Raw genomic sequence first — 24,426 nt, 5'->3', positions numbered from 1 at the left:
TGCTTCAGGACTCGGCGGTGAAGCCGATCTTCTTGACCAGCGGACCCCAACGTTCGTACTCCGCCTGCAGCGACTTCTTCATCTCCTCGGGCGAGGAACCATGCGCGATCAGCCCGACCGACAGCAAGCCGTCGGCCACGGCCTTGTCCTTGAGCGCGGCCTGGATCGCGGTGCTCGCGGCGTTGACGACGGGTGCGGGCGTCTTCGCCGGCGCGAAGAAGCCGAACCATTCGTCGGCGACGATCTCCGGGAAGCCCTGTTCGGTGAAGGTCGGCACATCGGGCAGGTAGGCCGGGCGTTGTGCGCCCGAGGTGGCGAGCACGCGCAGCTTGCCGGCTTTGGCGAAGGGCAGGCAGTCGCCCGCCGGCGTCACGCACGAGGCGATCTGCCCGCCCACCACGTCGTTGATGCCGGGCAGCGAGCCGCGGTAGGGCACGTGGCGCAGGTCGGCGCCGGTGCTCAGGCCGAGCAGCGCGCCCAGGAAGTGCGGCGTGGAGCCAGCGCCCGGCGAGCCGTAGCTGGCCTGGCCGGGGTTGGCCTTGGCCCAGGCGATGTAGTCCTTCAGCGTCTTCACGCTGGCCGGCACCATCGGGCCGACGGCCAGGCCGTGCGTCATCACGGCGCCGATGGAAATCGGTGCGAAGTCCGGAATGGTGTAGGCCAGCTTGGTGTAGATGTGCGGATAGATCGACAGCGCCGAGGCCTGCGCGAGGCACAGCACCGAACCGTCGGCCGGCGAGGTCTTGAGCGTGTCCAACGCGATGCGTCCGCCCGCGCCGGGCTTGTTCTCGACCACCGGGTTCGTTTGGGTGAAGGGCGTGTTGCCCACCTTGTCGGCCACGCGGCGCGCCACGCTGTCGCCTGCGCTGCCGGCAGGGAAGCCGTAGTAGATCTTCACCTGCTGCTGCACCAGTTGGGCGAGCGCGGCGAGGGGATGCAGGGCGCCGATGGCGGCTGTGCCGCCGAGCATGTTCACGAACTGACGTCGGTTGGTCATGGTTTGTCTCCGGTTTTTTGCTGCTGGGGCTGGAATCAGCGCGGCGCCATGCGGAGCGCGCCATCGAGGCGAATCACTTCGCCGTTGAGGTGGCCGTTCGTCACGATGTGGCAGGCCAGTTCGGCAAACTCCGAAGGCTTGCCCAGGCGCGGCGGGAACGGGATCGATGCGGCCAGCGAGTGCTGCACGGCTTCGGGAAGCTCCAGCAGCAGCGGCGTGGCGAAGAGTCCGGGCGCCACGGTGCACACGCGGATGGCGTGCTGCGCGAGGTCGCGCGCCATCGGCAGCGTCATGCCTACGAGGCCGCCCTTGGAGGCGCTGTAGGCCTGCTGGCCGACCTGCCCGTCGAAGGCTGCGACGGAAGCGGTGAAGAGCATCACGCCCTTCTCGCCGTTGTCGAGCGCGTCGAGCTTGGCGCAGCGTGCCGCGAAGAGGCGCGCCATGTTGTAGCCGCCGATGAGGTTGATGTTGACCACGCGCACGAAGTCTTCGAGCGGTGCCGGGTTGCCGTCCTTGCCGACGATGCGCTTGGCGCTGCCGATGCCGGCGACGTTCATCAGGATGCGCGCGGGGCCATGCGCGGCCGCGGCCTTGTCGAGTGCGGCGGTGACGCTGTCGGTGTCGGTGATGTCGCAGGCGCAGGCGATGCCGCCGATTTCCGCGGTGACCTTTTCTGCGAGCTCGGCGTTTCGGTCCAGCACGGCGACCTTGGCGCCCAGGCGCGCGAGTTCTCGCGCAGTGGCTTCGCCGAGGCCCGATGCGCCGCCGGTGACGAGGGCGGCTTGTCCTTCGATCTTCATGTGTGTTGTCTCCTGGAAGAAATTAGCGGGGCGTCAGCGTGAAGGGCAGCGTGCCCGCATGCATCGCGTCGGCGAGCGCGGCGCGGTGCTTGAGCACGGCGCGCTGGTTGATCGAGCCCTTGTCGGTCACTTCGCCCTTGTCGATGGAGGGCGGCTCGGCCATCAGGTGCAGGCGCGCGATGCGGTTCGCGCTGCCGGTGCCCATGGCGGCCAGGTCGTTCGCCACTTGCTGGAAGTGCGCCTGGACCGGTGCGCTTTCGAGCACCTGCTGCATCGTGGCGTCGGCACCCAGCCCCGCGAGCTGCCGCACCTTCTGCGTCGGGAAGATCAGCGCGCCGACTTCCTTCAGGTTGATGCCGGTCAGCACCGCGTCCTGCACGTAGGGCGCGCCGGCCGCGATGATCTTCGCGCGCAGCGGGCCCACGCTCACGAAGGTGCCGGTGGCGAGCTTGAAGTCCTCGGCGATGCGGCCGTCGAAGCGCAGGCCGCGGTGGATGTTCGCGTCGTCGATCCACTTCACCGCGTCGCCGGTCGAGAAGAAGCCTTCTTCGTCGAAGGCCTCGGCCGTGGCATCGGGCGCGCGCCAGTAGCCGGGCGTGATGTTGGGGCCGCGGTAGCGCACCTCGGTCTTGCCGTCGACCTCGATCAGCTTGATTTCGATGCCGGCCGCGGGCAGGCCGATGTCGCCCGACTTCACTTCAGGCCCGGTGACGTAGAGCGCGAACGGGCCCGACTCGGTCATGCCCAGGCCCGTGCCCATCACGATGCGCTCGCCGACCTCGGCCTCCTGCGTCTTGTGCAGGCTGTCCCAGATCGGCTGCGACAGCGCAGCGCCCGAGTAGAAGAACATCTTCACGCGCGACAGCAGGTTGCGGCGCAGCACCGCGTCGGTTTCCATCGCGTTCGCGATTGCCTCGAAGCCGGTCGGCACATTGAAGTAGATGGTGGGCGCAATCTCGCGCAGGTTGCGCAGCGTCTCGGCCATGCCCGCAGGCGTGGGCTTGCCGTCGTCGATGTAGAGCGTGCCGCCGTTGTCCAGCACGATGCCCACGTTGTGGTTGCCGCCGAAGGTGTGGTTCCAGGGCAGCCAGTCGACCAGCACCGGCGGCTCGTCGCCCAGCGCGGGAATCGACTGGCGCAGTTGCTGCTGGTTGGCGCACCACATGCGGTGCGTGTTGATCACCGCCTTGGGCATCTTGGTCGAGCCCGAGGTGAAGAGGAACTTGGTGATGGTGTCGGGTCCGGTCGCGCGCATCGCGGCATCGATGGCGGGCGTGGCCGGCGTGGACGCGAGCATGTCGAAGCGCGTGGTGGCGCGGCCCGTGATCTGACCTTCAGCGAGCACGACCTCGGTGCCGGCCGGCACGGCAGCTTCGATGGCGCGGCCGTAGCGCGCTGCATCGGCGGCGAACACCAGGCCCGGCGTGAGCGTGTCCAGCACGTGGCGCAGCTTCTCGAAGTCCTGGCTCACCAGCGAATAGGGCGGCGACACGGGGCAATACGGAACGCCCGCGTAGAGGCAGCCGAGCGCGAGCAGCGCGTGCTCGATGCCGTTCTCGCTGAGGATCGCGACCGGGCGCTCGGCATCGAGGCCGCGGTCGAGCAACGCCTGTCCGATGCTGCGCGCTTCCTGCAGGGCCTGCGCGTAGGACACACGCAGCCAGTCGCCGGTGCTGCCGTCGGCCAGCCGCTCGCGGCGGGCGATGAAGGTGCGGTCGGGTGCGTGTTCGGCCCAGTGCGCGAGGCGGTCGGTCATGCGCTCGCGATAAGCCTCGAGCTGTGTCTCGGCCTGCAGGTACTGCGTGCCCGGCGCGCCGTCGCGCAGTACCGCGCGGGTCACGCCGAACGCGAGCGGACGGTAGCGGATGGCGGTCATCCCTTGCTCACCTTGGCGCCGCGGCCTTCGAGGAAATCGCGCACGCGCTCCTTCGCTTCGGGCGCGGCCTGCACGATGCCGGACATCAGCGCCTCGGTGAAGAAGCCGTGGTCGGCCGACTGTTCGGCGATGCGCGGCAGCGCGTGCATCAGCGCGTAGTTGGTGAGCGGCGCGTTGGTGGCGATGCGCTTGGCGAGCTCGAAGGCCTTGTCGAAGGCCGTGCCTTCGTCGACCAGGTACTGCGCGAAGTTGGCGCGCTCGCCGTCTTCCGCGTTGTAGACGCGGCCGGTCATCATCATGTCGGTCATGCGGGCCACGCCGATCAGCTTGGGGATGCGCACCGAGCCGCCGCCGCCCACGAAGATGCCGCGCGAACCTTCGGGCAGCGCGTAGAAGGTGGAGCGGTCGGCCACGCGGATGTGGCAGGCGCTTGCCAGTTCGAGCCCGCCGCCGACCACCGCGCCGTGCAGCGCCGCGACCACCGGCACGGGGCCGTGCTGGATCAGGTCGAGGGCGGCGTGCCACAGGCGCGAGTGCTGCATGCCCTGGCCGGCGTCGCGCTCTTTCAGTTCAGAAAGGTCGAGGCCGGCGCAGAAGTGCGGGCCCTCGCCATCGAGCACCGCGGCGCGCACGGTGGGGGGCAGTTGCTCGAAGGTGTCGCGCAACGCGAGGATCAGGCCGTCCGACAGCGCATTGCGCTTGGCGCCGCGCGCGAGGCGAACGATGGCGACGTCGTCGCGAATGTCGAGTTGGAGGTCGGGATTGGTCATGATCGGGTTTGAGTGTGAGTCGAATTATGGTTATGATAAATAATCAACTCAAGGCATTTGAATGCCTCGGATCCTAGGGATTTACCCGCATCGGAGACACGACATGGACCACCGGAACCTGATCGCCATCGACATCCACACCCACGCCGAAGTGAGTTGCTGGAATCCGTTCGACAACTACGGCGAGGAGTACGACCGCGCCGCCGACAAGTACTTCGGCTCCAGCGGCCGCCCGACCATTGCCGAGAGCGTGGCGTACTACCGTGAAAGAAAGATCGGGCTGGTGATGTTCATGGTCGATGCCGAGTCGAACATGGGCCGGCGCCGCATTCCGAACGAGGAAATCGCCGAGCACGCGAAAAACAACAGCGACATGATGATTGCCTTCGGCAGCGTCGATCCGCACAAGGGAAAGATGGGCGCGCGCGAGGCCCGCCGGCTCATCGAGGAGCACGGCGTGAAGGGCTTCAAGTTCCATCCGACGGTGCAGGGCTACCACCCCTACGACAAGATGGCATGGCCGATCTACGAGGTGATTGCCGAGTACGGCCTGCCGGCGATCTTTCACACCGGCCACAGCGGCATCGGCTCGGGCATGCGCTGCGGCGGCGGATTGCGGCTGGAGTACAGCAACCCGATGCACCTGGACGACGTGGCCATCGACTTCCCCGACATGCAGATCGTCATGGCCCACCCCAGCTTTCCCTGGCAGGACGAGGCGCTGAGCGTGGCCACCCACAAGCCCAACGTGTGGATCGATCTCTCGGGCTGGAGCCCGAAGTACTTTCCGAAGCAGCTCGTGCAGTACGCGAACACGCTGCTGAAGGACCGCATCCTGTTCGGCAGCGACTACCCGCTGATCACGCCCGACCGCTGGATGAAGGACTTCGAGGCGGCAGGGTTCAAGCCGGAGGTGATGCCCGGGATATTGAAGGGCAACGCCGTCCGGCTGCTGAAACTCGAAGGCTGACGACAGGAGGGCGGGCTACGAATCCGCCTCTTCCTTCTCGTCGATCCGGTCCCAATCGCGCCCCGAGCGGCGCTGCCGCTCCTCGCGCTCTCGCGCCATCTGCTCCTCGAACTGCTGGCGACCCGCCTTGTTGGCCGCGATCAGCTTGGCCCGGTCCTTGTAGTGCGGATAGATCTCGTCGCTGAGCTTGATGTTCCGGCGGCGAAACCGCATCGTCGACTCACGCGCCTCGTGCGCCGGCCAGCCCAGCGCCTCCAGCGTGGCGCGCGCGCTGCGCAGGGACGACTCGAACACCTCGCGCTCGACGTCCGTCACGCCGCGGTCGCGCAACTGGAACAGGTGCGTCACATTGCGGGCCCGCGCAATGATCCGGGCCTGCGGGAAGTTCTCCTTCACGAGGTCGACGATTTCCAGCGACTGCTCGATGTCGTCCACCGCCACCACGATGGCCTTGGCCGATCCCGCGCCCGCGGTGCGCAGCAGATCGAGGCGCGTCGCGTCGCCATAGAACACCCGAAAGCCGAACTGGCGCAGGCCCTCGACGGTGTCGGCGTCGTGGTCCAGCACCGTCACGCGCAGGCCCTGCGACATCAGCATGCGCCCGACGATCTGGCCGTAGCGGCCGAAGCCGCAGATCAGCACCTTGGCGTCCTGCTGCTCGGAAATTTCCTCCAGCTGCGGGCCGGTGTTGCGGCTGTAGCGCGGCAGCACGAACTTGTCGAGCAGCACCAGGAGAAGCGGCGACAGCAGCATCGACAGCGCCACCGCGCCGATCAGGAGCGATGTGATCTCGGGCGGCAGCACGTCCGGCCCCGCTGCCTGGAACACCACGAACGCGAACTCGCCGCCCTGCGCGAGCAGCAGCGTGAACACCGGCCGCTCCTGGTAGGCCAGGCCCATCGCCCTGGCGAGCGCGTAGATCACGACCAGCTTGATGGCCATGAAGCCGATCACCAGCGCGGCCATCAGCCAGGGGCTCGCGATCAGCACGCCGAAGTTGATCGACATGCCCACTGCGATGAAGAAAAGGCCGAGCAGCAAGCCCTTGAAGGGCTCGATGTCGGTCTCGAGTTCGCGCCGGTATTCGCTTTCGGCCAGCAGCACGCCGGCGAGGAAGGCGCCGAGCGCCATCGACAAGCCCACCAGTTGCATCAGCGCCGCGATGGCCACCACGAGCAGCAGCGCCGCGGCGGTGAAGATCTCGGGCGTATTGCTGCGGGCGATCCAGCGCAGGAGGGGGCGCAGCAAGAGGCGGCCGCCGAGGATGATGCCGGCGATCACGCCGACGATCTTCAGCGCCTCGAGCGCGCGGTCCAGCCCGCTGAGCGAATGCTCGGCGGCGGTGGCACCGGCCAGCAGCGGCAGCAGTGCAAGGATCGGGATCGCCGCCACGTCCTGGAACAGAAGGATCGAGAAGCCGGCCTGGCCGCTCGGCGTTTTCAGCAGGTTGCGTTCGCCGAACACCTGCAGCGCGATGGCGGTGGAAGAGAGCGCGAGGCCCAGCGATGCCACCAGCGACACACGCCATTCAGCCCCGAGCGCGCAGCCCACGGCGAAGAGCACTGCGGCGCAGCTCAGCACCTGTGCCGCACCCCAGCCGAAGATGGGGCGGCGCAGGTTCCAGAGGCGCTTGGGTTCGAGTTCGAGGCCCACAAGAAACAGCATCAGCACCACGCCGAACTCGGCGAAATGCAGCACGTCTTCGACGCTGGACACGAGGCCGAGGCCCCACGGGCCGATCGCGATGCCGGCCACGAGGTAGCCGATGATCGAGCCGAGCCCGAGGAACTTCGACAGCGGCACCACCAGCACGGCGGCGCCCAGGTAGATCAGGCTGCTGGTCAGCCAGGCGGGTGCGTGTTCCATGCTCAGGCCGTGCCTTCCCGGTTGCTGTCGTTGTTCCGGGCTTCGTTGGCGGCGGGTATGGAGGCGATGCTTCGCGTCATCGCGGAGTGGAAGGTGCTGGACACCACCTGGCCCATGTCGTCCGATTCGGCCGGGCGGTCGGCTTCGGGCACGGGGCAGGCGATGCAGGCGTCGATCTCCTCGATCTCGGGCCAGTCGGGGTAGCTGCCGAGCCGCTGGGCGTAGGTCTCGACATGCGCCGTCACCTCGGCCTCGTCGGCGCTGCGCGCGCCGTAGAAGATGAGCGGCGGCAAGAAGCGCATGCCGCAGAGCGCGGCGGTCTGCTCGTAGGGCGGCAGGAAGGCGTCGAAGAAATAGCGGTGGTAGTTCTGCGGGTGGTAGCTCGACTCGGGGCTGCCGGTGGTCGCGACCAGCCAGAAGTCCTTGCCCTGCAGCGCGGTGCCGCCGGGGCCGTAGGCCCAGCCGTAGCTGAGCACGTCGTCGACCCAGAGCTTCTGCAGCGCCGGCATCGAATACCACTGGATCGGGTGCACCAGCACGACAAGGCGGGCCTTCGCGAGCCGGGCCTGCTCGGCCTCGACGTCGATGGCGAAGTCGGGGTAGCTGCCGTAGAGGTCGCAGACCTCCACCCCCGGCACTGCGCGTGCGGCGGCGAGCATGCGGCGGTTGACGCGCGAATCGCGCCAGTGCGGATGGGCCGCGATCACGTAGATGCCGCCGGATTCGTCGGCGGGGTTTCCCGAAGATGTTGTTGTAGTCATGCCGCGAACATAGCGCAACCGGAGGCGATTCACCGCCCCCAAAAGGGCGAGGCACTACGATGCGGCCCTGATCCAGCTCTGGAGGAGATTCCCATGCCGGTGGTCCTGGTCGCCAACCCCAAGGGTGGCGTTGGCAAGTCGACGATCGCGACGAACATCGCGGGTTACTTTGCGAGCCGCGGCCATGCCGTGATGCTGGGCGACGTGGATCGCCAGCAGTCTTCGCGGCTCTGGCTGGGCCTGCGCCCGCCGATCGCCCGGCCGATTTCCACCTGGGAAGCCTCCGGCGACAGCACCGTGGTGCGCCCGCCGCGCGGCACCACGCACGCGGTGCTCGACACGCCCGCCGGCCTGCACGGCTGGCGCTTCAAGGAAGTGCTGGCGCTGGCCGACCGCGTGATCGTGCCGCTGCAGCCGAGCATCTTCGACATCTACGCGACGCGCGATTTCCTCGATCGATTGATGGAACAGCGCCGCGCCGAGAAAACCAAGATCGGCCTCGTGGGCATGCGCGTAAACGCCCGCACCCTGGCGGCCGACCGGCTCAACGAATTCATCGCCGGACTCGGCGTTCCGGTGCTGGGCGAGCTGCGCGACACCCAGAACTACGTGCAGCTCGCAGCGCGCGGGCTCACGCTGTTCGACATCGCACCGGGCCGCGTGCAGCGCGACCTCGAGCAGTGGCAGCCGATCTGCGAATGGCTCGAAGCCTGAAGTCGAGGCACCCGGTTTTTCCCTGACTCCGGTTGTCGCGATGCCGACAGCCACGCCCAAGCCCTTGGCACCAGAATGCCCCGCATGACCAAAAAGACATTCCAGACCCTTCAGGATCTCTCCGCCTGCGTCGGCCAGGAAGTCGCCGTGAGCGACTGGATCACCATCACGCAGGAGCAGGTCAACCAGTTCGCCGAGGCGACGGGCGACCACCAGTGGATCCATGTCGACGTCGAGCGGGCCAAGGCCGGCCCCTTCGGCGCGCCGATTGCCCACGGCTTCCTGACGCTGTCGCTGCTGCCGAAATTCTTCGAGGCGGCGATCGATGTGGTCGAGTCGCGCATGGGCGTGAACTACGGCATGAACCGGGTGCGCTTCATGTCGCCGGTGCCGGTGGGCAAGCGGCTGCGCGCGCGCATGAAGCTGCTGAGCTCGGAGCCGATTGCCGACGATGGTTTCCAGATGACCTGGGAAACCACCATCGAGCTCGAAGGCGCCGCCAAGCCCGCGTGCGTGGCCGAGTCGGTGGCGCGCCGATACCGCTGAAATAGCGGCTTTTTGCTTACATCCGGCGGTCGGTCACTTCGCCGTAGGTGGCGGCGCCTTGCCGGGTGATGCCGAGTGCGCTGGCGCGGACGGCTGCGCGGTCGGTGTTGCCGTTGGTCTGCTGGGCCACACCGGTGCCGCCATTGCCGATCTTCAGCGGCTGGCGAGCCTGGGCCTGCACCTCGGCGCGCGACAGCGTCGACTGGAAGGGCGCCGGCGGCAGCGGGTTCTGTTCACCCTGGAAGGCCTGGGCACCGGTGCTGAGGGCGAGCGTGGCGAAGGTCGCGAGGGCAATCGACTTGGCATTCATGATGGAACTCCTTGAGGCAAAGCATTGAGGGAGGGACTCGATGCCGGAGCGGGTCGCAGCGACTGCTTTTCGCGCCGGCATGTCATCCATACGCTCCGCCGCGCCGACCGGATGCGCCCTTGCTGCCCGAAGGGTCAGAAGGTGTGAAGAAACCGTAGCGAGCGGTTCGAGCTTGCGCCGAGGACCGGAGCCGTACTCTGTACGGTAAGGACCGCAGGTGCGTGATCGGACCGCACAGTAGGTTTGCTCACACCTTCTCAGCTGAATCCGTTTTGCCGCCAGGCTTCGAACACCGTCACCGCCACCGCATTCGAGAGGTTCAGGCTGCGCTGCCCTTCGCGCATCGGCAGCCGCAGGCGCTGCGGTTCGGCGAAGCCGTCGCGCACCGCGGGCGGTAGGCCGCTGGTCTCGGAGCCGAACACCAGCCAGTCGCCTGGTTGGAATCGCACGTCGTGCACGGCGCGCGTGCCGCGGGTGGTGAGGGCGAACATGCGGTCGGCGGCGGCGCTTTCCGCATCGATCAGCGCCTGCCAGTCGGCATGGCGCTTCACCTCGGCGTACTCGTGATAGTCGAGCCCGGCGCGGCGCAGCAGGCGGTCGTCCATTGAAAAGCCGAGCGGCTCCACGAGGTGCAGCGTGCAGCCGGTGTTGGCCGCGAGCCGGATCACGTTGCCGGTGTTCGGCGGGATTTCGGGGTGGACCAGGACGATATGGAACATGCGCCGATTGTCGGCGGCGCGCGTCGACCGGTCAGTGCGGTGGATCTGTCCGGGCCAGCACGACCGCGGTGATATGCACCGCGCCGGCCATCCGGAGCACTCCGGCCGCTGCGAACAGCGAGGCGCCGCTGGTCATCACGTCGTCGACCAGCACGATGCGTTTTTCCCGCAGCCGGTCCGCGCGCAACGGCTCCACGGCGAAGGCGCCGCGCAGGTTGCGCAGGCGCTCGGCGCGCGAAAGGCCGCTCTGCGCGGGGGTCTCCCGGGTGCGCAGCAACAGCGTCGCGTCGGTCTTGGCCGGCGCCATGCGGCGCGCGAGCTCGAGCGACTGGTTGAAGCCGCGCTCACGCAGGCGGCCGGGCGCGAGCGGCATCGGCAGCACGATGTCGCACTGCTCCAGCGCCGGCTCCACCCAGGGCGCACTGCGCAGCAGGGTCGCGAACGGGCCGGCCCAGCCGGCGTCGCCGCGAAACTTGAACCGGGCGATGGCGTCGGGCCAGGGCCATGCGTAGGTGCAGGCGGCGACGCAGGCATCCAGCGGCGGCGGGTGCAGCACGCAGTCGCCGCACCGGGCCACGCCCTCCGGCACCGGCAGCGCGCAGCCGCCGCAACGCGCGGCCGGCGGGGCGAAGCGCGAGACGCAGGCGTCGCACACCGGTTGAGAGGGCCAGGCGCGGCAGACCTCGCACTGGCTGGGCAGCCGCGCGAGCAGGGAGGTGAAAGGCCTCAGGGCCCGGTGGCTGAACATGGTCTCAATATACTCACGGCCCCATGGCCACCGACCCCGCAAGAAGACCGCCGACCATCGACCCCACGGCGGCCGAACGCTGGCGTCGACTGGCGCCCGCCGAGGTCTCGCCGTGGCTGCACGAGGAAATCGGCCGGCGCATGGAAGACCGGCTGCAATGGATCAAGGCCCAGCCCCGCACCTGGGCCGACTGGGCGCCGCTCAGAGGCGGCCTCGAGGCGCATGAGCTCGTGGCCCGCCGCTACCGCGATGCCGCTTCCTATGTGATCGAGCCCGAGCCGGCTCTGGCCGGCAAGACCGGCGAGGCGTTGGCTGCGCCCTGGTGGAGCGCGCGCCGCTGGCAGGGCGGCAAGGCCCGCTTCGATGCGCCGCCCGAAGACGGTGTCGACCTGCTCTGGGCCAACATGTCGCTACACATGGCGGCCGACCCCGAAGCGCTGATCTCGCAGTGGCACAAGCTGGTCGCGACCGACGGCTTCCTGATGTTCTCCTGCCTCGGCCCCGACACCGTGCGCGAACTGCGCGCGCTGCATGCCCGGCTCGGCTGGCCCGCGGCCGGCCACGAATACACCGACATGCACGACTGGGGCGACATGCTGGTGCACGCCGGCTTCGCCGAGCCGGTGATGGACATGGAGCGCATCGTGCTGACCTGGGCCACGCCCGAGGCGGCGCTGGCCGAGTTGCGCACGTTGGGCCGCAACCTGCACCCGGAACGCTTCCCGGCGCTGCGCGGCAAGGCCTGGCACAAGGCACTGAAGGACGCGCTGCCCGAACTGGCACCGGCCGAGGGCGGCAACGGCCACATCGCGCTGACCTTCGAGGTCATCTACGGCCATGCTTTCAAGCCGACGCCGCGCGTGTCGCTGTCGGCCGAAAGCGCGGTGTCGCTGCGCGAAATGCGCTCGATGCTGCAACGAGGTCGACCCGGCGCGTGATTGCCTAGTAGTAGTGACCCGTAGGCGTCCCACAGGGCCTGCGAGCGCCGGTATCTACCCGCTACAATCCGCCGTTGCGTGAAACTCGCGGGTATTGTCCCGCGATCGAGGGGCTGTCGGATCCCGTTTGTACGAGGGCGTACGAGGGGTTTGGCGACCATCGACGCACCGATTTGCTGAACTCGCCCGTGTCGAATTCCGTGTTTCGTTTTGCCACCGTTTCAGGCCAGAGCATCCACTGGTTCCTGAAGCGCAATTGCTCGGTGACCCCGAGCCAGCTGGGCTGGCTCTACGCGTCGCTGTGCGTGGTATCGCTCGGTATCGGCACGGTGTTCTGGCTGCACGGTGCGCCGCTGGTTCTGCCATTCGCCTGGCTCGAACTCGCCGCGGTGGGTTTCGCATTCATGCTGTACGCGCGGCATGCGACCGATGGAGAACGGATCGCATTGCAGGGCGGCCGGCTGGTTGTGGAGCTCGAGGACGGTGGGCACTACGAACGCACTGAATTTCTTCCGCACGAGGTGCGGATCGAACCGCAGACCAGCGATCGCTCGCTGATCGAGGTCTCGGGGCAGGGGCAATCAGTCAGGGTGGGGCGCTATGTACGCCCGGAGTTGCGTGCAGCACTGGCGCGCGAGATTCGCATGGCGTTGCGTGGCGCTTGAAGCGGCTTGCGCAGCGCTGCACGGTTGGGTTTGTCGAAAAAATTGAAGAAACGTGAACACGATGAAGAGCATTTGGCGCAATAAGTACAGGCCGGCGAATCTGTTGCTGGCGGCCGGCGCGGCTTTCAGCAGCGCGGCGCACGCAGTCAACGATCTGCCCGGCGGCCCTTCGGTTCGCCAGTTGAATCTTCCGGTCGGTGTGACCAAGATCGCTCAGGAGCAGCATCTGCTCCACACGATCATGATGATTCTGTGCACGGTCATCTTCGTCGCCGTGTTCGCGGTCATGTTCTATTCGATCTGGAAGCACCGCAAGTCGGTGGGCCACAAGGCCGCCAACTTCCACGAATCGGTGGTGGTCGAGGTCATCTGGACCATCGTTCCCTTCCTCATCGTGATCGTGATGGCGCTGCCCGCCACCAAGGTGCTGGTGGCCCAGAAGGACACCACCAACGCCGACCTCACGATCAAGACCACTGGCTACCAGTGGAAGTGGGGCTACGACTACCTGAACGGCGAAGGCGAGGGCCTGGCCTTCATCTCCACGCTCGACAGCTCGCAGCGCGCGATGTCCGACGCAGGCGCCAAGGGCGCGATGCCGGACGACTACCTGCTCAAGGTCGACAACCCGCTGGTGGTGCCGGTCAACAAGAAGGTCCGCATCATCACCACCGCCAACGACGTGATCCACGCGTTCGCCGTGCCGCAGCTGGGCGTGAAGCAAGACGCGATTCCCGGCTTCGTGCGCGACACCTGGTTCCGCGCCGAGGCCGTGGGTGACTACTACGGCCAGTGCCAGGAACTGTGCGGCAAGGAACACGCCTACATGCCGATCCACGTGAAGGTGGTCTCGTCGGCCGACTACACGACCTGGGTCGCGGCCAAGCGCAAGGAGGCCGCCGCCAAGCTCGACGATCCGACCAAGGTCTGGGCGCTGCCCGAGATGCTGGTGCGTGGCGAGAAGGTCTACGCCGCCAATTGCGCAGCCTGCCACCAGGCCAACGGCAAGGGCGCCGGCCCGATCAAGCCGCTCGACGGCTCGGCCAAGGTGGTTGCCGCCGACCACAAGGTGCAGCTGGAAGTGCTGCTCAACGGCCAGAACAACGGTGCGATGCCTGCGTGGAAGCAGCTGAGCGACACCGATCTCGCGGCCGTGGCCACCTACACCAAGAACAGCTGGTCGAACAAGACGGGTCAGCTGGTGCAGCCGGCCGAAGTGCTGGCCCTGCGCGGCAAGTGATACGCCAGCAGCAGCGCCCCGCGAAGAAGAAATTGCAAGGAACAACGAAATGAGTGCAGTCCTCGACCCCCACGGTCACGCCCACGGCGACCACGCACACGACGGCCACGACGAGCATCACGCGGCACCCACCGGCTGGCGCCGCTGGGTCTTCGCGACCAACCACAAGGACATCGGCACGCTCTACCTGCTGTTCAGCTTCACGATGCTGATGGTGGGCGGCATCCTGGCCCTCCTGATCCGCGCCGAGCTGTTCCAGCCCGGCCTGCAACTGGTGAACCCCGAGCTCTTCAACCAGTTCACCACCATGCACGGCCTGATCATGGTGTTCGGCGCCATCATGCCGGCCTTCGTGGGCTTCGCGAACTGGATGATCCCGCTGCAGGTGGGCGCTTCCGACATGGCGTTCGCGCGCATGAACAACTTCAGCTTTTGGCTGCTGATTCCCGCGGCGCTGATGCTGGTGGGTTCGTTCTTCATGCCCGGCGGCGCACCCGCTGCGGGCTGGACGCTCTACGCGCCGCTCACGCTGCAGATGGGCCCCTCGATGGACGCTGGCATTTTCGCGATGCACATCATGGGCGCCTCGTCGATCATGGGCTCGATCAACATCATCGTGACCATCCTCAACATGCGCGCCCCCGGCATGACGCTGATGAAGATGCCGATGTTCTGCTGGACCTGGCTCATCACTGCCTACCTGCTGATCGCCGTGATGCCGGTGCTCGCAGGCGCCATCACGATGACGCTGACCGACCGCCACTTCGGCACCAGCTTCTTCAACCCCGCCGGCGGCGGCGACCCGGTGATGTACCAGCACATCTTCTGGTTCTTCGGCCACCCCGAGGTCTACATCATGATCTTGCCGGCCTTCGGCATCATCAGCCAGGTGGTGCCGGCCTTCGCCCGCAAGAAGCTCTTCGGCTACGCCTCGATGGTGTACGCCACCTCGTCGATTGCCATCCTGTCGTTCATCGTGTGGGCGCACCACATGTTCACGACCGGCATGCCGCTCACCGGCCAGTTGTTCTTCATGTACGCGACCATGCTGATCGCGGTGCCCACGGCCGTGAAGATCTTCAACTGGATCGCCACGATGTGGCAGGGCTCGATGACCTTCGAGACGCCCATGCTGTTCGCGGTCGGCTTCATCTTCGTGTTCACGATGGGCGGCTTCACCGGCCTCATCCTCGCGGTCGCGCCGATCGACACGCAGCTGCAGGACACGTATTACGTGGTGGCCCACTTCCACTACGTGCTGGTAGCCGGCTCGCTGTTCGCCATGTTCTCGGGCTTCTACTACTGGGTGCCCAAGTGGACCGGCGTGATGTACAACGAAACGCGCGGCAAGGTGCACTTCTGGTGGTCGCTGATCTCGTTCAACGTGACCTTCTTCCCGATGCACTTCCTGGGCCTCGCGGGCATGCCGCGACGCTACGCCGACTACCCGATGCAGTTCGCCGACTTCAACGCGCTCGCTTCGGTCGGTGCCTTCTTCTTTGGCTTCGCGCAGGTGTACTTCTTCCTCTTCGTCGTGCTGCCGACCATGCGCGGCAAGGGCGAGAAGGCTTCGCAGAAGCCGTGGGAAGCGGCTGAAGGCCTTGAGTGGGAAGTGCCGTCGCCGGCCCCGTTCCACACCTTCGAGAATCCGCCCAAGCTCGACGCGACCGCCACCAAGGTGATCGGCTGATCGACCGCACGAAATGACGACGCCTGAGCAAAGAAGGAACAACCGTCGCATGGGGCTCACGCTGGCCTCCATCGCGGTGATCTTCTTCATCGGCTTCATCGTGCGCATGGTCTTCTTCAGCGGTCGCTGACCGCTGGCCAACGAACCGGAGCAGCACGCATGAGTCTCGGCCAACGCATCCGCCGCGCCAATGTCCGCATGGTGGGCAAGCTCGCCGTCGTGACATGCGGCATGTTCGCCTTCGGCTATGCGCTGGTGCCCATGTACCGCGCGATCTGCGAGATGACCGGCATCAACATCCTCGCGCTCTCCGAGCTCGAGGTGCCGGGCGGTGCGAGCGGCGGCAAGAACGTGCGCGTGCCCGACAACACGCAGGTCGACATGACCCGCACGATCAAGGTCGAATTCGACTCCAACGTGCGCGGCGGCCTCTGGGACTTCAAGCCAGCCGAGCGGACCATCGAGGTGCACCCGGGCCAGCTCAACACGGTGATTTACGAGTTTCAGAACGTGCAGAACCGCCGCATGGCCGCGCAGGCCATCCCGAGCTACGCGCCGCAGCAGGCCGCGCCTTATTTCAACAAGCTCGAGTGCTTCTGCTTCAACCAGTACACGCTCGATCCGGGCGAGAAGAAGCAGTGGCCGGTCGCGTTCGTGATCGACCCGAAGATCTCCAAGGACGTGAAGACCATCACGCTGTCGTACACCTTCTTCGAGGTGGGCGGCAAGACGCCGGCCGCGCCGGTGGCCGCAGTCACAAGCACCGCCAATGAGCCGCGCTCGTGATGACCGTTCCGCCATCGAACAAGCCGAAGGCCACGCTGTGGGACACGGTGAAGGCGGTGGGCTGGTCGTTCTTCGGCGTTCGCAAGAACAGCGCCTACCAGGAAGACCTGGGCAAGCTGAATCCGTTGCACATCATCGCGGTGGCATTCGCCGCGGTGATCGTCTTCGTCGTCGGGCTGGTGTTGCTGGTGCGGTATGTGGTTGCCACGGGCTGACGAAACCCACGACAAACAAGAATCCATTGAATCGAGAGAAGAAAGAAAGCCAGGAGCTGATATGAGTTCAACCACCCACGGCACCACGCCCTACTACTTCGTGCCCGGACCCTCGGCCTATCCGGTCATGGCCGCGATCGGTCTGTTCTTCGTGATCCTCGGTGCGGCGCAGTGGATCAATGGCCACGAGTGGGGCGCCTGGTCGCTCGCGGCCGGCATGGTCGGCTGGCTCGCCACGCTCTTCGTGTGGTTCCGTGCGGCCATCGGCGAAAGCGAGAGCGGGCAGTACGGGCACAAGATCGACCTCTCTTTCCGCTGGAGCATGAGCTGGTTCATCTTCTCGGAAGTGATGTTCTTCGGCGCCTTCTTCACCGCGCTGTGGTGGGCCCGCACCCATGCGCTGCCGACGCTCGGCAGCCTGGACAACGCGATCCTCTGGCCCGACTTCAAGGCTGTGTGGCCGAGCGTGGCCGCTGGAGTGACCGGGTCGCCGGCCGACATCGTCGAGCCGTTCCAGACCGTGGGTCCATTCTGGCTCCCCACCATCAACACCGCGCTGCTGCTCAGCTCGGGCGTGACGCTCACCATCGCCCACCACGCGCTGCGTGCCGGCCATCGTGCGCAGACCATCCGCTTCATGTGGCTCACCGTGCTCTTGGGCGTGATCTTTCTGGGTGTGCAGGGCTACGAGTACTACCACCTGTACACAGAACTGAACCTGAAGCTCAGTTCGGGCGCCTACGGCTCGACCTTCTTCATGCTGACCGGCTTCCACGGCCTGCACGTGTTCATCGGCATGCTGATGCTGCTGTTCATCACGCTGCGACTGCAGAAGGGCCACTTCACGCCCGAGCGCCACTTCGGTTTCGAAGGCGCCGCCTGGTACTGGCACTTCGTGGACGTGGTGTGGCTGGGTCTCTACATGCTGGTTTACTGGCTTTGAGCGAAGAGCCTCGCGTCATTCCAGAAAAAAGGCGCCGCAAGGCGCCTTTTTCATGGTTCTCCTGGAACGAGCACCATCTACTTGCCGAGCGGGAGCCCGGTGGGCTGGATGTAGCCGAGTTTCCAGGCGAGCAGCATGCAGAGGAACAAAAACACCGACAGGCCGATCCGAAAGGTGAGAGCGCGCGCCATGCCGCCGCTCTTGGCGCGCCCGTTGCGCCCGTCCTTCAGCATGAAGTACAGCGCAAATCCGAGGCTCGCGAAGATCCCCAGGAACACCAGGGCGACGAAATATTTCATGACCCGCATTATCGGCCGCACGCCCCGTCCTCTCCAGTGATCCCTGAACCCCTGAACGCCGAAGCACCGCGCCGCCGAGGCCGCTTCTGGCTCGTCACCATCGCGGCCATCCTGACGCTGGCCGCCACCGTCTCGCTGGGCCGCTGGCAGCTCTCGCGCGCGGCGCAGAAAGAAGCGCTGCAGGCCAGCATCGATGCCGAAAAGCAGAAGCCCGCGCTCGACCAGGCCGAGTTCCTCGCGCTGCCGCAGGCGAGCGATGCGCTGCACCGGCCGGTGCGCCTGCGCGGCCTCTGGCTCACGCCGCAGACGGTCTACCTGGACAACCGCCAGATGCACGGCGTGCCCGGCTTCTACGTGCTGACGCCGTTCGCGCTCGAAGGCACCGAGCAGACGGTGATGATCCAGCGCGGCTGGGTGCAGCGCAATTTCGTCGATCGCACGAAGCTCGGGGCGGTCGAGACGCCGGCCGGCATCGTCGAGGTCACGGGCCTGATCGAGCCGCCGCCGAGCCATCTGCTCGAGCTGGGCACATCGTCGACAGCGGCCGCCCCGGCGCCCGCTCCGGCGGCTTCCGCGCCCGTGCAGGCACCGGCCGCCGAGGGGTCTTCGGCCATCCGGCAAAATCTCGACCTGGAGGCGTTCCGTGCCGAAACCAAGCTGCCGCTGCGCACCGACGTGTCGCTGCAGCAGACCGGCCCGGCCTCCGAAGGCCTGCAGCGCGACTGGCCGGCCCCGGCGCTGGGGCTGGAGAGGCACTACGGTTACGCATTCCAGTGGTTCGGCCTCTCGGCCCTCGTCGTCATCCTCTATGTCTGGTTCCAATTCATCACCCCCTTCCGCCGCTCGCGGCGCCGCGCACGCGATGAGCGCCGCCTCTGACGAGCCGCTGGGCCTGACGGTGCACTCGATGCCGTCGCCCAACCAGGCGCTCGACGGCGCCGAGGGCCGGCGCACGGTCGTCGGACGCTGGAAGATGATCGCGGTGCTGCTGATGTGCGCCGCACCCGTCATCGCCTCGTACTTCACCTATTACGTGATCCGGCCCGAAGGCCGCAGCGTCTATGGCGAACTGATCAACCCGCAGCGCGAATTGCCCCGGCTGACCGCCACCGATCGCAACGGCGCGCCGGTCGACGTCGCCACGCTCAAGGGACAGTGGCTGCTGGTGGCGGTGGCCGATGCGGCCTGCGATGCGCTGTGCGAGCAGCAGCTGTACCTGCAGCGGCAACTGCGCGAGAGTCTTGGCCGCGAGAAGGACCGCATGGACCGTGTCTGGCTCGTGAGCGATGCCGCGCCGATCCCCGAGCGCCTGAACAACGGCCTGCATGGCGCGACGGTGCTGCGCGTGCCGGCCGACCAGTTGGCGAAGTGGCTGGCCCCCGTTTCCGGTCACGCCCTCGCCGAGCATCTCTACGTGGTCGACCCGATGGGCAACTGGATGATGCGTTTCCCCGCGCGCATGGACGCCGCCGGTGCGAGCCGCGCCAAGCGCGACATCGATCGCCTGCTGCGCGCCTCGTCCTCGTGGGACGAACCCGGCCGCTGATTTGCCCATGACGGACACGAGCTCCCTGTACGACCTTGCACCGATCGCCTGGCTGATGGCGGCCGGCGTGCTGATCGCGCTCGGGCCGCTCGTCTGGGTGTGGCGCCGCAACGCGGGGCATGGCCCGGCGCGGCGGCTGCATGCGCTGACGGTGCTCACGCTGTTTCTCACCTTCGACCTCACGCTGTTCGGCGCCTTCACGCGCTTGACCGATTCGGGCCTCGGCTGCCCCGACTGGCCCGGCTGCTACGGCAACGCCAGCCCGGTCGGCGCGCGGCACGAGATCGCGATGGCGCAGTCGGCCCAGCCGACCGGGCCGGTGACGCACAGCAAGGCGTGGGTGGAGATGGTCCATCGCTATCTGGCGACGGGTGTGGGCGTGCTGATCCTCGTCCTCGCAGTGGCAACGTGGATCGTTCGGCTGCGCCAGTCGTGGACGGGCGCTCCGCCCGTCGATGGCCGCGACCATGCGACGCTCAGTGCCGGATGGCCCACATTCACATTGGTCTGGGTCAGCCTGCAGGGCGCCTTCGGCGCGATGACCGTCACCTGGAAGCTTTTTCCCGCGATCGTCACCTTGCATCTGCTCGGCGCCATCGTGCTGCTGGCGTTGCTCTGCTTGCAGGCCGTTCACTACCGGCAGGCTGCCGCGGACCGTTTGCCCACGCCGATATCGCCTGCCCTCCGAAACGGATTGATCGCGACCACCGTGTTGCTGGTGCTTCAGATCGCGCTCGGCGGTTGGGTCAGCACCAACTACGCAGTGCTCGCCTGCACCCAGTTCCCGACTTGCCAGGGCAGCTGGTGGCCGCCGATGAATTTCGCGCAGGGTTTCGAGATCTGGCGCCACCTCGGTGTGACCGGCGACGGCCAGCCACTCGATTTCTCGGCGCTCACCGCGATCCACTACGCGCATCGGCTGATGGCCTACGCGGTCTTCGTCGCACTCGGCGTGCTCGCCTGGCGCCTGCGCCGCATCGACGCGCTACGCCCCCAGGCCCATTGGCTGGCGGGCCTCGCTTTGCTCCAACTCGCCACGGGTCTCGGCAACGTGCTGCTCGGCTGGCCACTGGCTGCAGCGGTGCTGCACACCGGCGGCGCCGCAGCGCTGGCCGTGGTGCTGACCTGGGCGCTGTGCGAAAGCCGCCGTGAAGTCGCCTTAACCGCAACGGCACGTGCCGACGACAATGCACGCGGTACCTCCACGACCTCCACCTCGAAGAAAGCGCCAGCGTGAGCACCCCGATCCCCGTTCAGCACACCAGCACCGCGAACGTGCTGCGCCAGTTCTACGCGCTGACCAAGCCGCGCGTGGTGCAGCTGATCGTGTTCTGCGCGTTGATCGGCATGGTGCTCGCCGTGCCCGGCTTGCCCTCGTGGTTCGACGTGCAGCGTGCCGTGCTCGCCTGCATCGGCATCTGGCTGGTGGCCGGCGCGGCGGCGGCATTCAACTGCCTGGTCGAGAAGGGCATCGACGCCAAGATGAAGCGCACCGCGTGGCGTCCCACGGCGCGCGGGCAGCTCAGCGACCTGCAGGCGCTGGTGTTCTCGGCGCTGCTGTGCGCGGCGGGTTCGGCGCTGCTGTGGTTCACCGTCAACCCGCTCACCATGTGGCTGACCTTCGCCACCTTCGTGGGCTACGCGGTGATCTACACCGTGATCTTGAAGCCGCTCACGCCCCAGAACATCGTGATCGGCGGCGCCTCGGGCGCGATGCCACCGGTGCTGGGCTGGGCTGCGATGACCGGGGACGTGGGTCCGGAGGCGCTGATCCTCTTTCTCATCATCTTCCTGTGGACGCCGCCGCACTTCTGGGCGCTCGCGCTCTACCGCGTCGAGGACTACCGCAAGGCGGGCCTGCCGATGCTCCCGGTCACGCATGGCAACGAGTTCACGCGGCTGCAGGTGTTGCTCTACACCTTCATTCTTTTCGCGGCCTGCCTCATGCCCTTCATCTACGGCATGAGCGGCTGGCTGTACCTCGCGGTCGCCGTGGTCGTGAGCATCGGCTTCACGGGCTATGCGTTCGCGCTCTGGCGCAACTACTCGGACACGCTCGCGCGCAAGACCTTCCGCTTTTCGCTGATCCATCTGAGCGTGCTGTTTCTGGCACTGCTCGTCGATCACTATCTCCATTGAATCGAACTCGACCGCTCCCATGAACAAGCGCAACGCTCTCCAACTGATCGCCGGCAGCATGGCGATGGCGGCCCTGGGCATGGGGCTTTCGGCCTGCAGCGAGCCGAAGCAGAGCTTCAATGCGGTGGACATCACGGGTGCTGACTACGCCAAGGACTTCTCGCTGAAGGACGCCGACGGCAAGGTCCGCACGATGGCCGACTTCAAGGGCAAGGCGGTCGTGCTGTTCTTCGGCTACGCGCAGTGCCCCGACGTCTGCCCGACCACCATGACCGAGATGGCACAGGTCAAGCAGCAGCTCGGCAAGGACGGCGACAAGCTGCAGGTGCTGTTCGTCACCGTCGATCCGGCGCGCGACACGCCCGAAGTGATGAAGGCCTACATGGGCGCGTTCGACCCGAACTTCGTCGCGCTGATTCCGACGCCCGACGAGCTCGCCGCAACGGCCAAGGACTTCAAGGTCTACTACAAGAAGGTCGACGGCAAGACGCCCACCAGCTATTCGATGGACCACTCGGCCGCGAGCTTCATCTACGACCCGCAGGGCCGGCTGCGTCTCTACGCGCGCTACGGCGCGGGCGTGCCGTCGATGGTGTCGGACCTGAAGACGCTGCTGGGTTCCTGAGGAGGAACGGCGCGTGGATGCCGCTGTCGCTGTTGTTGCGTCGGTCGATCACCTGAAGACGCGCAAAGGCGCCTTTCGCATCGCGCTCATTCCGCCCGAAGTGCTGCGCGCCCTCAACGACGGGTTGCTCGAGACCGTCAATCTCAACGAATTCCTGGCGCTTGAACTGCCGCAGTTGGCGCGCAGCGTGGCAGGGCACGTCGGGCTCGATGCAACAAGCGAACGTCTGGTGGACACCATTGCCATGCTCGGCGCCTTCAAGCCGATGCAGCGGCATACGCACATCGCCCGCGCGCTCTACGACCTGACCTCGCTTCACGCCGAGCGCGATGCCGTCGCGCACCGGCTGGCCACGCACGCGAGCGATGTGGCGCGCTGCTGGGCCGCGCAGTGGGTCGCGCTTTCCGGATTGCCTTTGCCGGCGCAGCTCGAAGCGGTCCGCCGCTTCGCCGCCGACTCGCATTTCGGCGTGCGCGAGATCGCCTGGATGGCGGTGCGGGACGCGGTCATCGTCTCGCTCGATGAAGCGCTTGCGCTGCTGCAGCCGTGGGTGTTCGACGCCGATCCGAACATCCGCCGTTTCGCGAGCGAACTCACACGCCCGCGCGGCGTGTGGTGTGCGCAGATCGAGGCACTCAAGGCGGAACCTTGGCGCGCATTGCCGCTGATCGAGCCGCTGCGAGCGGATGGCAGCCGCTACGTGCAGAACTCGGTCGCGAATTGGCTCAACGATGCGAGCAAGACGCAAGGGGAATGGGTCGAGAAGCTGTGCAAACGATGGGTCGTGGAATCTGACACCGATGCGACGTGCTACATCGCCAAGCGAGCTCTGCGGACGCTCTCCAAAGGCCCATGAAAAAGCCCGGCATTGCCGGGCTTTTTGCTGAAAGAGGGCGGCGGCTTACGCGTAGTCCGCCAGCGCCTTCTTCATCTTCTTCATCGCCGCGACTTCGATCTGGCGAATGCGCTCGGCGCTCACGCCGTACACCGCAGCCAGGTCGTGCAGCGTCATACCGCCCGAGCCGTCGTCGTTGACCTTGAGCCAGCGCTCTTCCACGATGCGGCGGCTGCGAGCGTCCAGCGCTTCGAGCGCGGTCGCAATGCCGTCGCTCGACAGGCGGTCGCGCTGCTGCGACTCGAGCAGCGCGGTCGGCTCCTGTGTGGCATCGGCCAGATAGGCGATCGGGCCGAAGGCTTCGTCGCCGTCGTCTGACGGACCCGGATCGAGCAGCACGTCGCCGCCCGACAGGCGGGTTTCCATCTCGAGCACTTCCTCGGGCTTGACGTTCAGCCGGGTCGCCATCTGCGACACCTCATCGGGGCTCAGCGTTTCGCGGTGCGTGCCGTTGTCGGACGCGGCCGAGTCGGCCTTGAAGCCCTGCTTCATCGAGCGCAGGTTGAAGAACAGCTTGCGCTGGGCCTTGGTCGTCGCGACCTTGACCATGCGCCAGTTCTTCAGGATGTACTCGTGAATCTCGGCCTTGATCCAGTGCATGGCGTAGCTCACCAGCCGCACACCTTGATCGGGGTCGAAGCGCTTCACGGCCTTCATGAGGCCGACATTGCCTTCCTGGATCAGGTCGCCGTGCGGCAGCCCGTAGCCCAGGTATTGGCGGGAAATGGAAACCACGAGGCGCAGGTGCGACAGGATCAGCGCGCCGGCGGCGTCGAGGTCGTTCTGGTCGCGCAGCTTGCGAGCGAAGCCCTGCTCTTCTTCGAGCGTGAGCAGCGGCAGGCGGTTGGCGGCCGAAATGTAAGCATCCAGGTTGCCCAGCGGGGGGACCATCGACCATGGATTGGCGACGGCCAGCTGGTTGGCAGAGACTCCAGACAGCGTTGTCATCAGGGGAAACTCCTTTGTATTGGCCATATTAGCACTCGGTTAGAGGGAGTGCTAAACCCAGGGTTCCCCTGAGTTCTTATCGCGTCGATAGCCAAAGGCTACTGGCCGTTCCGCCTGGCTTTGCGACTTATCTCACCGGGAATGGAACCCCGATTCCTTTGGCATCAACAGCTTGGCGCTCCTTCCGTCCCTTGCAGCACTGACGAAAAGCACTGACGAACGGTGTTTTTGATTGTCGCAGGCGGTCAAAAATTCCGGATTTTTCAGATGAATCGCCGCATGTTCTTGGAACGTCATTCCCGCCGCACCAGGGATGGATGGCGCCACAGGCGGAGGGTAGGTCGGCGTGCGGAGCCCGATGCGCCATCGGTGGGACGCGCAGCCAAGGCTGGGCGTAGGTGATTGGCACCGCGGGATGCC

29 protein-coding genes are annotated in these 24,426 nt (G+C 66.6%); 17 read left to right on the top strand and 12 right to left on the bottom strand.

Annotated elements, in window-relative coordinates:
- Nucleotides 1-4: 4 nt before the first annotated feature.
- Genes VARPA_RS25295 through VARPA_RS25280 form a run of 4 tightly spaced genes read right to left on the bottom strand, consistent with a single transcriptional unit; the run spans nucleotide 5 to nucleotide 4,443 of the window.
- Nucleotides 5-997, bottom strand: coding sequence for a Bug family tripartite tricarboxylate transporter substrate binding protein (locus tag VARPA_RS25295; RefSeq protein ID WP_013543436.1), 993 nt, complete (start codon nucleotides 995-997; stop codon nucleotides 5-7).
- A gap of 35 nt (nucleotides 998-1,032) precedes the next feature.
- Nucleotides 1,033-1,797: an SDR family NAD(P)-dependent oxidoreductase gene (locus VARPA_RS25290; RefSeq protein ID WP_013543435.1), complete on the bottom strand. Its 765-nt coding sequence runs from the start codon at nucleotides 1,795-1,797 to the stop codon at nucleotides 1,033-1,035.
- A gap of 22 nt (nucleotides 1,798-1,819) precedes the next feature.
- Nucleotides 1,820-3,673, bottom strand: a complete 1,854-nt coding sequence (locus tag VARPA_RS25285) for a feruloyl-CoA synthase (RefSeq protein ID WP_013543434.1) — start codon at nucleotides 3,671-3,673, stop codon at nucleotides 1,820-1,822.
- A complete protein-coding gene (locus tag VARPA_RS25280) occupies nucleotides 3,670-4,443 on the bottom strand; it encodes a crotonase/enoyl-CoA hydratase family protein (protein WP_013543433.1) in 774 nt (257 codons plus the stop codon). The genes VARPA_RS25285 and VARPA_RS25280 overlap by 4 nt, the downstream gene beginning before the upstream one ends.
- A gap of 103 nt (nucleotides 4,444-4,546) precedes the next feature.
- On the opposite strand from VARPA_RS25280, the gene VARPA_RS25275 reads away from it, so the two are divergent.
- Entirely contained in the window at nucleotides 4,547-5,413 is an 867-nt protein-coding gene (locus VARPA_RS25275; RefSeq protein WP_013543432.1) for a 4-hydroxyphenyl-beta-ketoacyl-CoA hydrolase, read from the top strand.
- A 15-nt stretch (nucleotides 5,414-5,428) separates the two neighbouring features.
- On the opposite strand, the gene kefC is transcribed toward VARPA_RS25275, so the two are convergent.
- Together kefC and VARPA_RS25265 are read right to left on the bottom strand one after the other, a co-directional pair.
- Nucleotides 5,429-7,279: a glutathione-regulated potassium-efflux system protein KefC gene (gene kefC, locus VARPA_RS25270; RefSeq protein WP_013543431.1), complete on the bottom strand. Its 1,851-nt coding sequence runs from the start codon at nucleotides 7,277-7,279 to the stop codon at nucleotides 5,429-5,431.
- A gap of 2 nt (nucleotides 7,280-7,281) precedes the next feature.
- Nucleotides 7,282-8,040, bottom strand: coding sequence for an NAD(P)H-dependent oxidoreductase (locus VARPA_RS25265; RefSeq protein ID WP_013543430.1), 759 nt, complete (start codon nucleotides 8,038-8,040; stop codon nucleotides 7,282-7,284).
- 93 nt (nucleotides 8,041-8,133) lie between these two features.
- On the opposite strand from VARPA_RS25265, the gene VARPA_RS25260 reads away from it, so the two are divergent.
- Both VARPA_RS25260 and VARPA_RS25255 read left to right on the top strand, forming a co-directional pair.
- Nucleotides 8,134-8,754 carry a ParA family protein gene (locus VARPA_RS25260; RefSeq protein ID WP_013543429.1) on the top strand — a complete coding sequence of 207 codons (621 nt, stop codon included), beginning with the start codon at nucleotides 8,134-8,136 and terminating at the stop codon, nucleotides 8,752-8,754.
- A gap of 75 nt (nucleotides 8,755-8,829) precedes the next feature.
- Nucleotides 8,830-9,300, top strand: coding sequence for a MaoC family dehydratase (locus VARPA_RS25255; RefSeq protein WP_013543428.1), 471 nt, complete (start codon nucleotides 8,830-8,832; stop codon nucleotides 9,298-9,300).
- 16 nt (nucleotides 9,301-9,316) lie between these two features.
- Here VARPA_RS25255 and VARPA_RS25250 read toward each other — a convergent pair whose 3' ends face one another.
- The 3 genes from VARPA_RS25250 to VARPA_RS25240 all read right to left on the bottom strand — a co-directional run bounded on the left by VARPA_RS25250 (nucleotide 9,317) and on the right by VARPA_RS25240 (nucleotide 11,077).
- A complete protein-coding gene (locus tag VARPA_RS25250; protein WP_013543427.1) occupies nucleotides 9,317-9,610 on the bottom strand; it encodes a hypothetical protein in 294 nt (97 codons plus the stop codon).
- Nucleotides 9,611-9,867: 257 nt separating this feature from the next.
- Nucleotides 9,868-10,329, bottom strand: a complete 462-nt coding sequence (gene trmL / locus VARPA_RS25245) for a tRNA (uridine(34)/cytosine(34)/5-carboxymethylaminomethyluridine(34)-2'-O)-methyltransferase TrmL (protein ID WP_013543426.1) — start codon at nucleotides 10,327-10,329, stop codon at nucleotides 9,868-9,870.
- A gap of 31 nt (nucleotides 10,330-10,360) precedes the next feature.
- A complete protein-coding gene (locus VARPA_RS25240) occupies nucleotides 10,361-11,077 on the bottom strand; it encodes a ComF family protein (RefSeq protein WP_013543425.1) in 717 nt (238 codons plus the stop codon).
- Between the two features lie 23 nt (nucleotides 11,078-11,100).
- Here VARPA_RS25240 and VARPA_RS25235 point away from each other — a divergent pair, with 23 nt between their 5' ends.
- From VARPA_RS25235 to VARPA_RS25205, 8 genes are all read left to right on the top strand, one after another.
- The gene (locus VARPA_RS25235; protein ID WP_013543424.1) at nucleotides 11,101-12,015 is read left to right on the top strand and encodes a biotin synthase; all 915 of its coding nucleotides are present in this window, start codon (nucleotides 11,101-11,103) and stop codon (nucleotides 12,013-12,015) included.
- 188 nt (nucleotides 12,016-12,203) lie between these two features.
- Complete coding sequence (locus VARPA_RS25230) at nucleotides 12,204-12,680, top strand: DUF2244 domain-containing protein (protein WP_013543423.1); 477 nt, start codon at nucleotides 12,204-12,206, stop codon at nucleotides 12,678-12,680.
- A gap of 61 nt (nucleotides 12,681-12,741) precedes the next feature.
- The gene (coxB, locus tag VARPA_RS25225) at nucleotides 12,742-13,920 is read left to right on the top strand and encodes a cytochrome c oxidase subunit II (RefSeq protein WP_013543422.1); all 1,179 of its coding nucleotides are present in this window, start codon (nucleotides 12,742-12,744) and stop codon (nucleotides 13,918-13,920) included.
- A gap of 49 nt (nucleotides 13,921-13,969) precedes the next feature.
- Nucleotides 13,970-15,610 (top strand): cytochrome c oxidase subunit I, encoded by a 1,641-nt coding sequence (gene ctaD, locus VARPA_RS25220; protein WP_013543421.1) that lies wholly within the window; start codon nucleotides 13,970-13,972, stop codon nucleotides 15,608-15,610.
- A 13-nt stretch (nucleotides 15,611-15,623) separates the two neighbouring features.
- The gene (locus VARPA_RS31760) at nucleotides 15,624-15,740 is read left to right on the top strand and encodes a cytochrome oxidase small assembly protein (protein WP_013543420.1); all 117 of its coding nucleotides are present in this window, start codon (nucleotides 15,624-15,626) and stop codon (nucleotides 15,738-15,740) included.
- 29 nt (nucleotides 15,741-15,769) lie between these two features.
- Nucleotides 15,770-16,396: a cytochrome c oxidase assembly protein gene (locus VARPA_RS25215; RefSeq protein ID WP_013543419.1), complete on the top strand. Its 627-nt coding sequence runs from the start codon at nucleotides 15,770-15,772 to the stop codon at nucleotides 16,394-16,396.
- Nucleotides 16,396-16,611 carry a DUF2970 domain-containing protein gene (locus VARPA_RS25210; RefSeq protein WP_013543418.1) on the top strand — a complete coding sequence of 72 codons (216 nt, stop codon included), beginning with the start codon at nucleotides 16,396-16,398 and terminating at the stop codon, nucleotides 16,609-16,611. The genes VARPA_RS25215 and VARPA_RS25210 overlap by 1 nt, the downstream gene beginning before the upstream one ends.
- A 61-nt stretch (nucleotides 16,612-16,672) precedes the next feature.
- Nucleotides 16,673-17,554 carry a cytochrome c oxidase subunit 3 gene (locus VARPA_RS25205; protein ID WP_013543417.1) on the top strand — a complete coding sequence of 294 codons (882 nt, stop codon included), beginning with the start codon at nucleotides 16,673-16,675 and terminating at the stop codon, nucleotides 17,552-17,554.
- Between the two features lie 77 nt (nucleotides 17,555-17,631).
- Here the strand turns inward: VARPA_RS25205 and VARPA_RS25200 are convergent, their stop codons facing one another.
- On the bottom strand, nucleotides 17,632-17,862 hold the full coding sequence (locus VARPA_RS25200) for a twin transmembrane helix small protein (RefSeq protein ID WP_013543416.1): 231 nt from the start codon (nucleotides 17,860-17,862) through the stop codon (nucleotides 17,632-17,634).
- 27 nt (nucleotides 17,863-17,889) lie between these two features.
- Here VARPA_RS25200 and VARPA_RS25195 point away from each other — a divergent pair, with 27 nt between their 5' ends.
- From VARPA_RS25195 to VARPA_RS25170, 6 genes are read left to right on the top strand one after another with little or no spacing between them, the layout of a single operon-like run.
- Nucleotides 17,890-18,732, top strand: coding sequence for an SURF1 family protein (locus VARPA_RS25195; RefSeq protein WP_013543415.1), 843 nt, complete (start codon nucleotides 17,890-17,892; stop codon nucleotides 18,730-18,732).
- Entirely contained in the window at nucleotides 18,716-19,399 is a 684-nt protein-coding gene (locus VARPA_RS25190; RefSeq protein ID WP_013543414.1) for a hypothetical protein, read from the top strand. Before VARPA_RS25195 ends, VARPA_RS25190 begins: the two co-directional genes overlap by 17 nt.
- Before the next feature lie 7 nt (nucleotides 19,400-19,406).
- Nucleotides 19,407-20,636 carry a COX15/CtaA family protein gene (locus tag VARPA_RS25185; RefSeq protein ID WP_013543413.1) on the top strand — a complete coding sequence of 410 codons (1,230 nt, stop codon included), beginning with the start codon at nucleotides 19,407-19,409 and terminating at the stop codon, nucleotides 20,634-20,636.
- The gene (gene cyoE / locus VARPA_RS25180; protein ID WP_013543412.1) at nucleotides 20,633-21,538 is read left to right on the top strand and encodes a heme o synthase; all 906 of its coding nucleotides are present in this window, start codon (nucleotides 20,633-20,635) and stop codon (nucleotides 21,536-21,538) included. Before VARPA_RS25185 ends, cyoE begins: the two co-directional genes overlap by 4 nt.
- Before the next feature lie 19 nt (nucleotides 21,539-21,557).
- On the top strand, nucleotides 21,558-22,163 hold the full coding sequence (locus tag VARPA_RS25175; protein WP_013543411.1) for an SCO family protein: 606 nt from the start codon (nucleotides 21,558-21,560) through the stop codon (nucleotides 22,161-22,163).
- Nucleotides 22,164-22,176: 13 nt separating this feature from the next.
- Nucleotides 22,177-23,019, top strand: a complete 843-nt coding sequence (locus tag VARPA_RS25170; protein WP_013543410.1) for a hypothetical protein — start codon at nucleotides 22,177-22,179, stop codon at nucleotides 23,017-23,019.
- Nucleotides 23,020-23,064: 45 nt separating this feature from the next.
- Here the strand turns inward: VARPA_RS25170 and rpoH are convergent, their stop codons facing one another.
- Together rpoH and VARPA_RS31225 are read right to left on the bottom strand one after the other, a co-directional pair.
- Nucleotides 23,065-24,006, bottom strand: coding sequence for an RNA polymerase sigma factor RpoH (rpoH, locus tag VARPA_RS25165; protein ID WP_013543409.1), 942 nt, complete (start codon nucleotides 24,004-24,006; stop codon nucleotides 23,065-23,067).
- A 132-nt stretch (nucleotides 24,007-24,138) separates the two neighbouring features.
- Nucleotides 24,139-24,303: a hypothetical protein gene (locus tag VARPA_RS31225; RefSeq protein ID WP_167330557.1), complete on the bottom strand. Its 165-nt coding sequence runs from the start codon at nucleotides 24,301-24,303 to the stop codon at nucleotides 24,139-24,141.
- Nucleotides 24,304-24,426: the final 123 nt, after the last annotated feature.

This window comes from Variovorax paradoxus EPS (assembly GCF_000184745.1).
Taxonomy (GTDB): Bacteria; Pseudomonadota; Gammaproteobacteria; order Burkholderiales; family Burkholderiaceae_C; genus Variovorax; species Variovorax paradoxus_C.
This window is presented reverse-complemented; position numbering and strand designations above follow the sequence as displayed.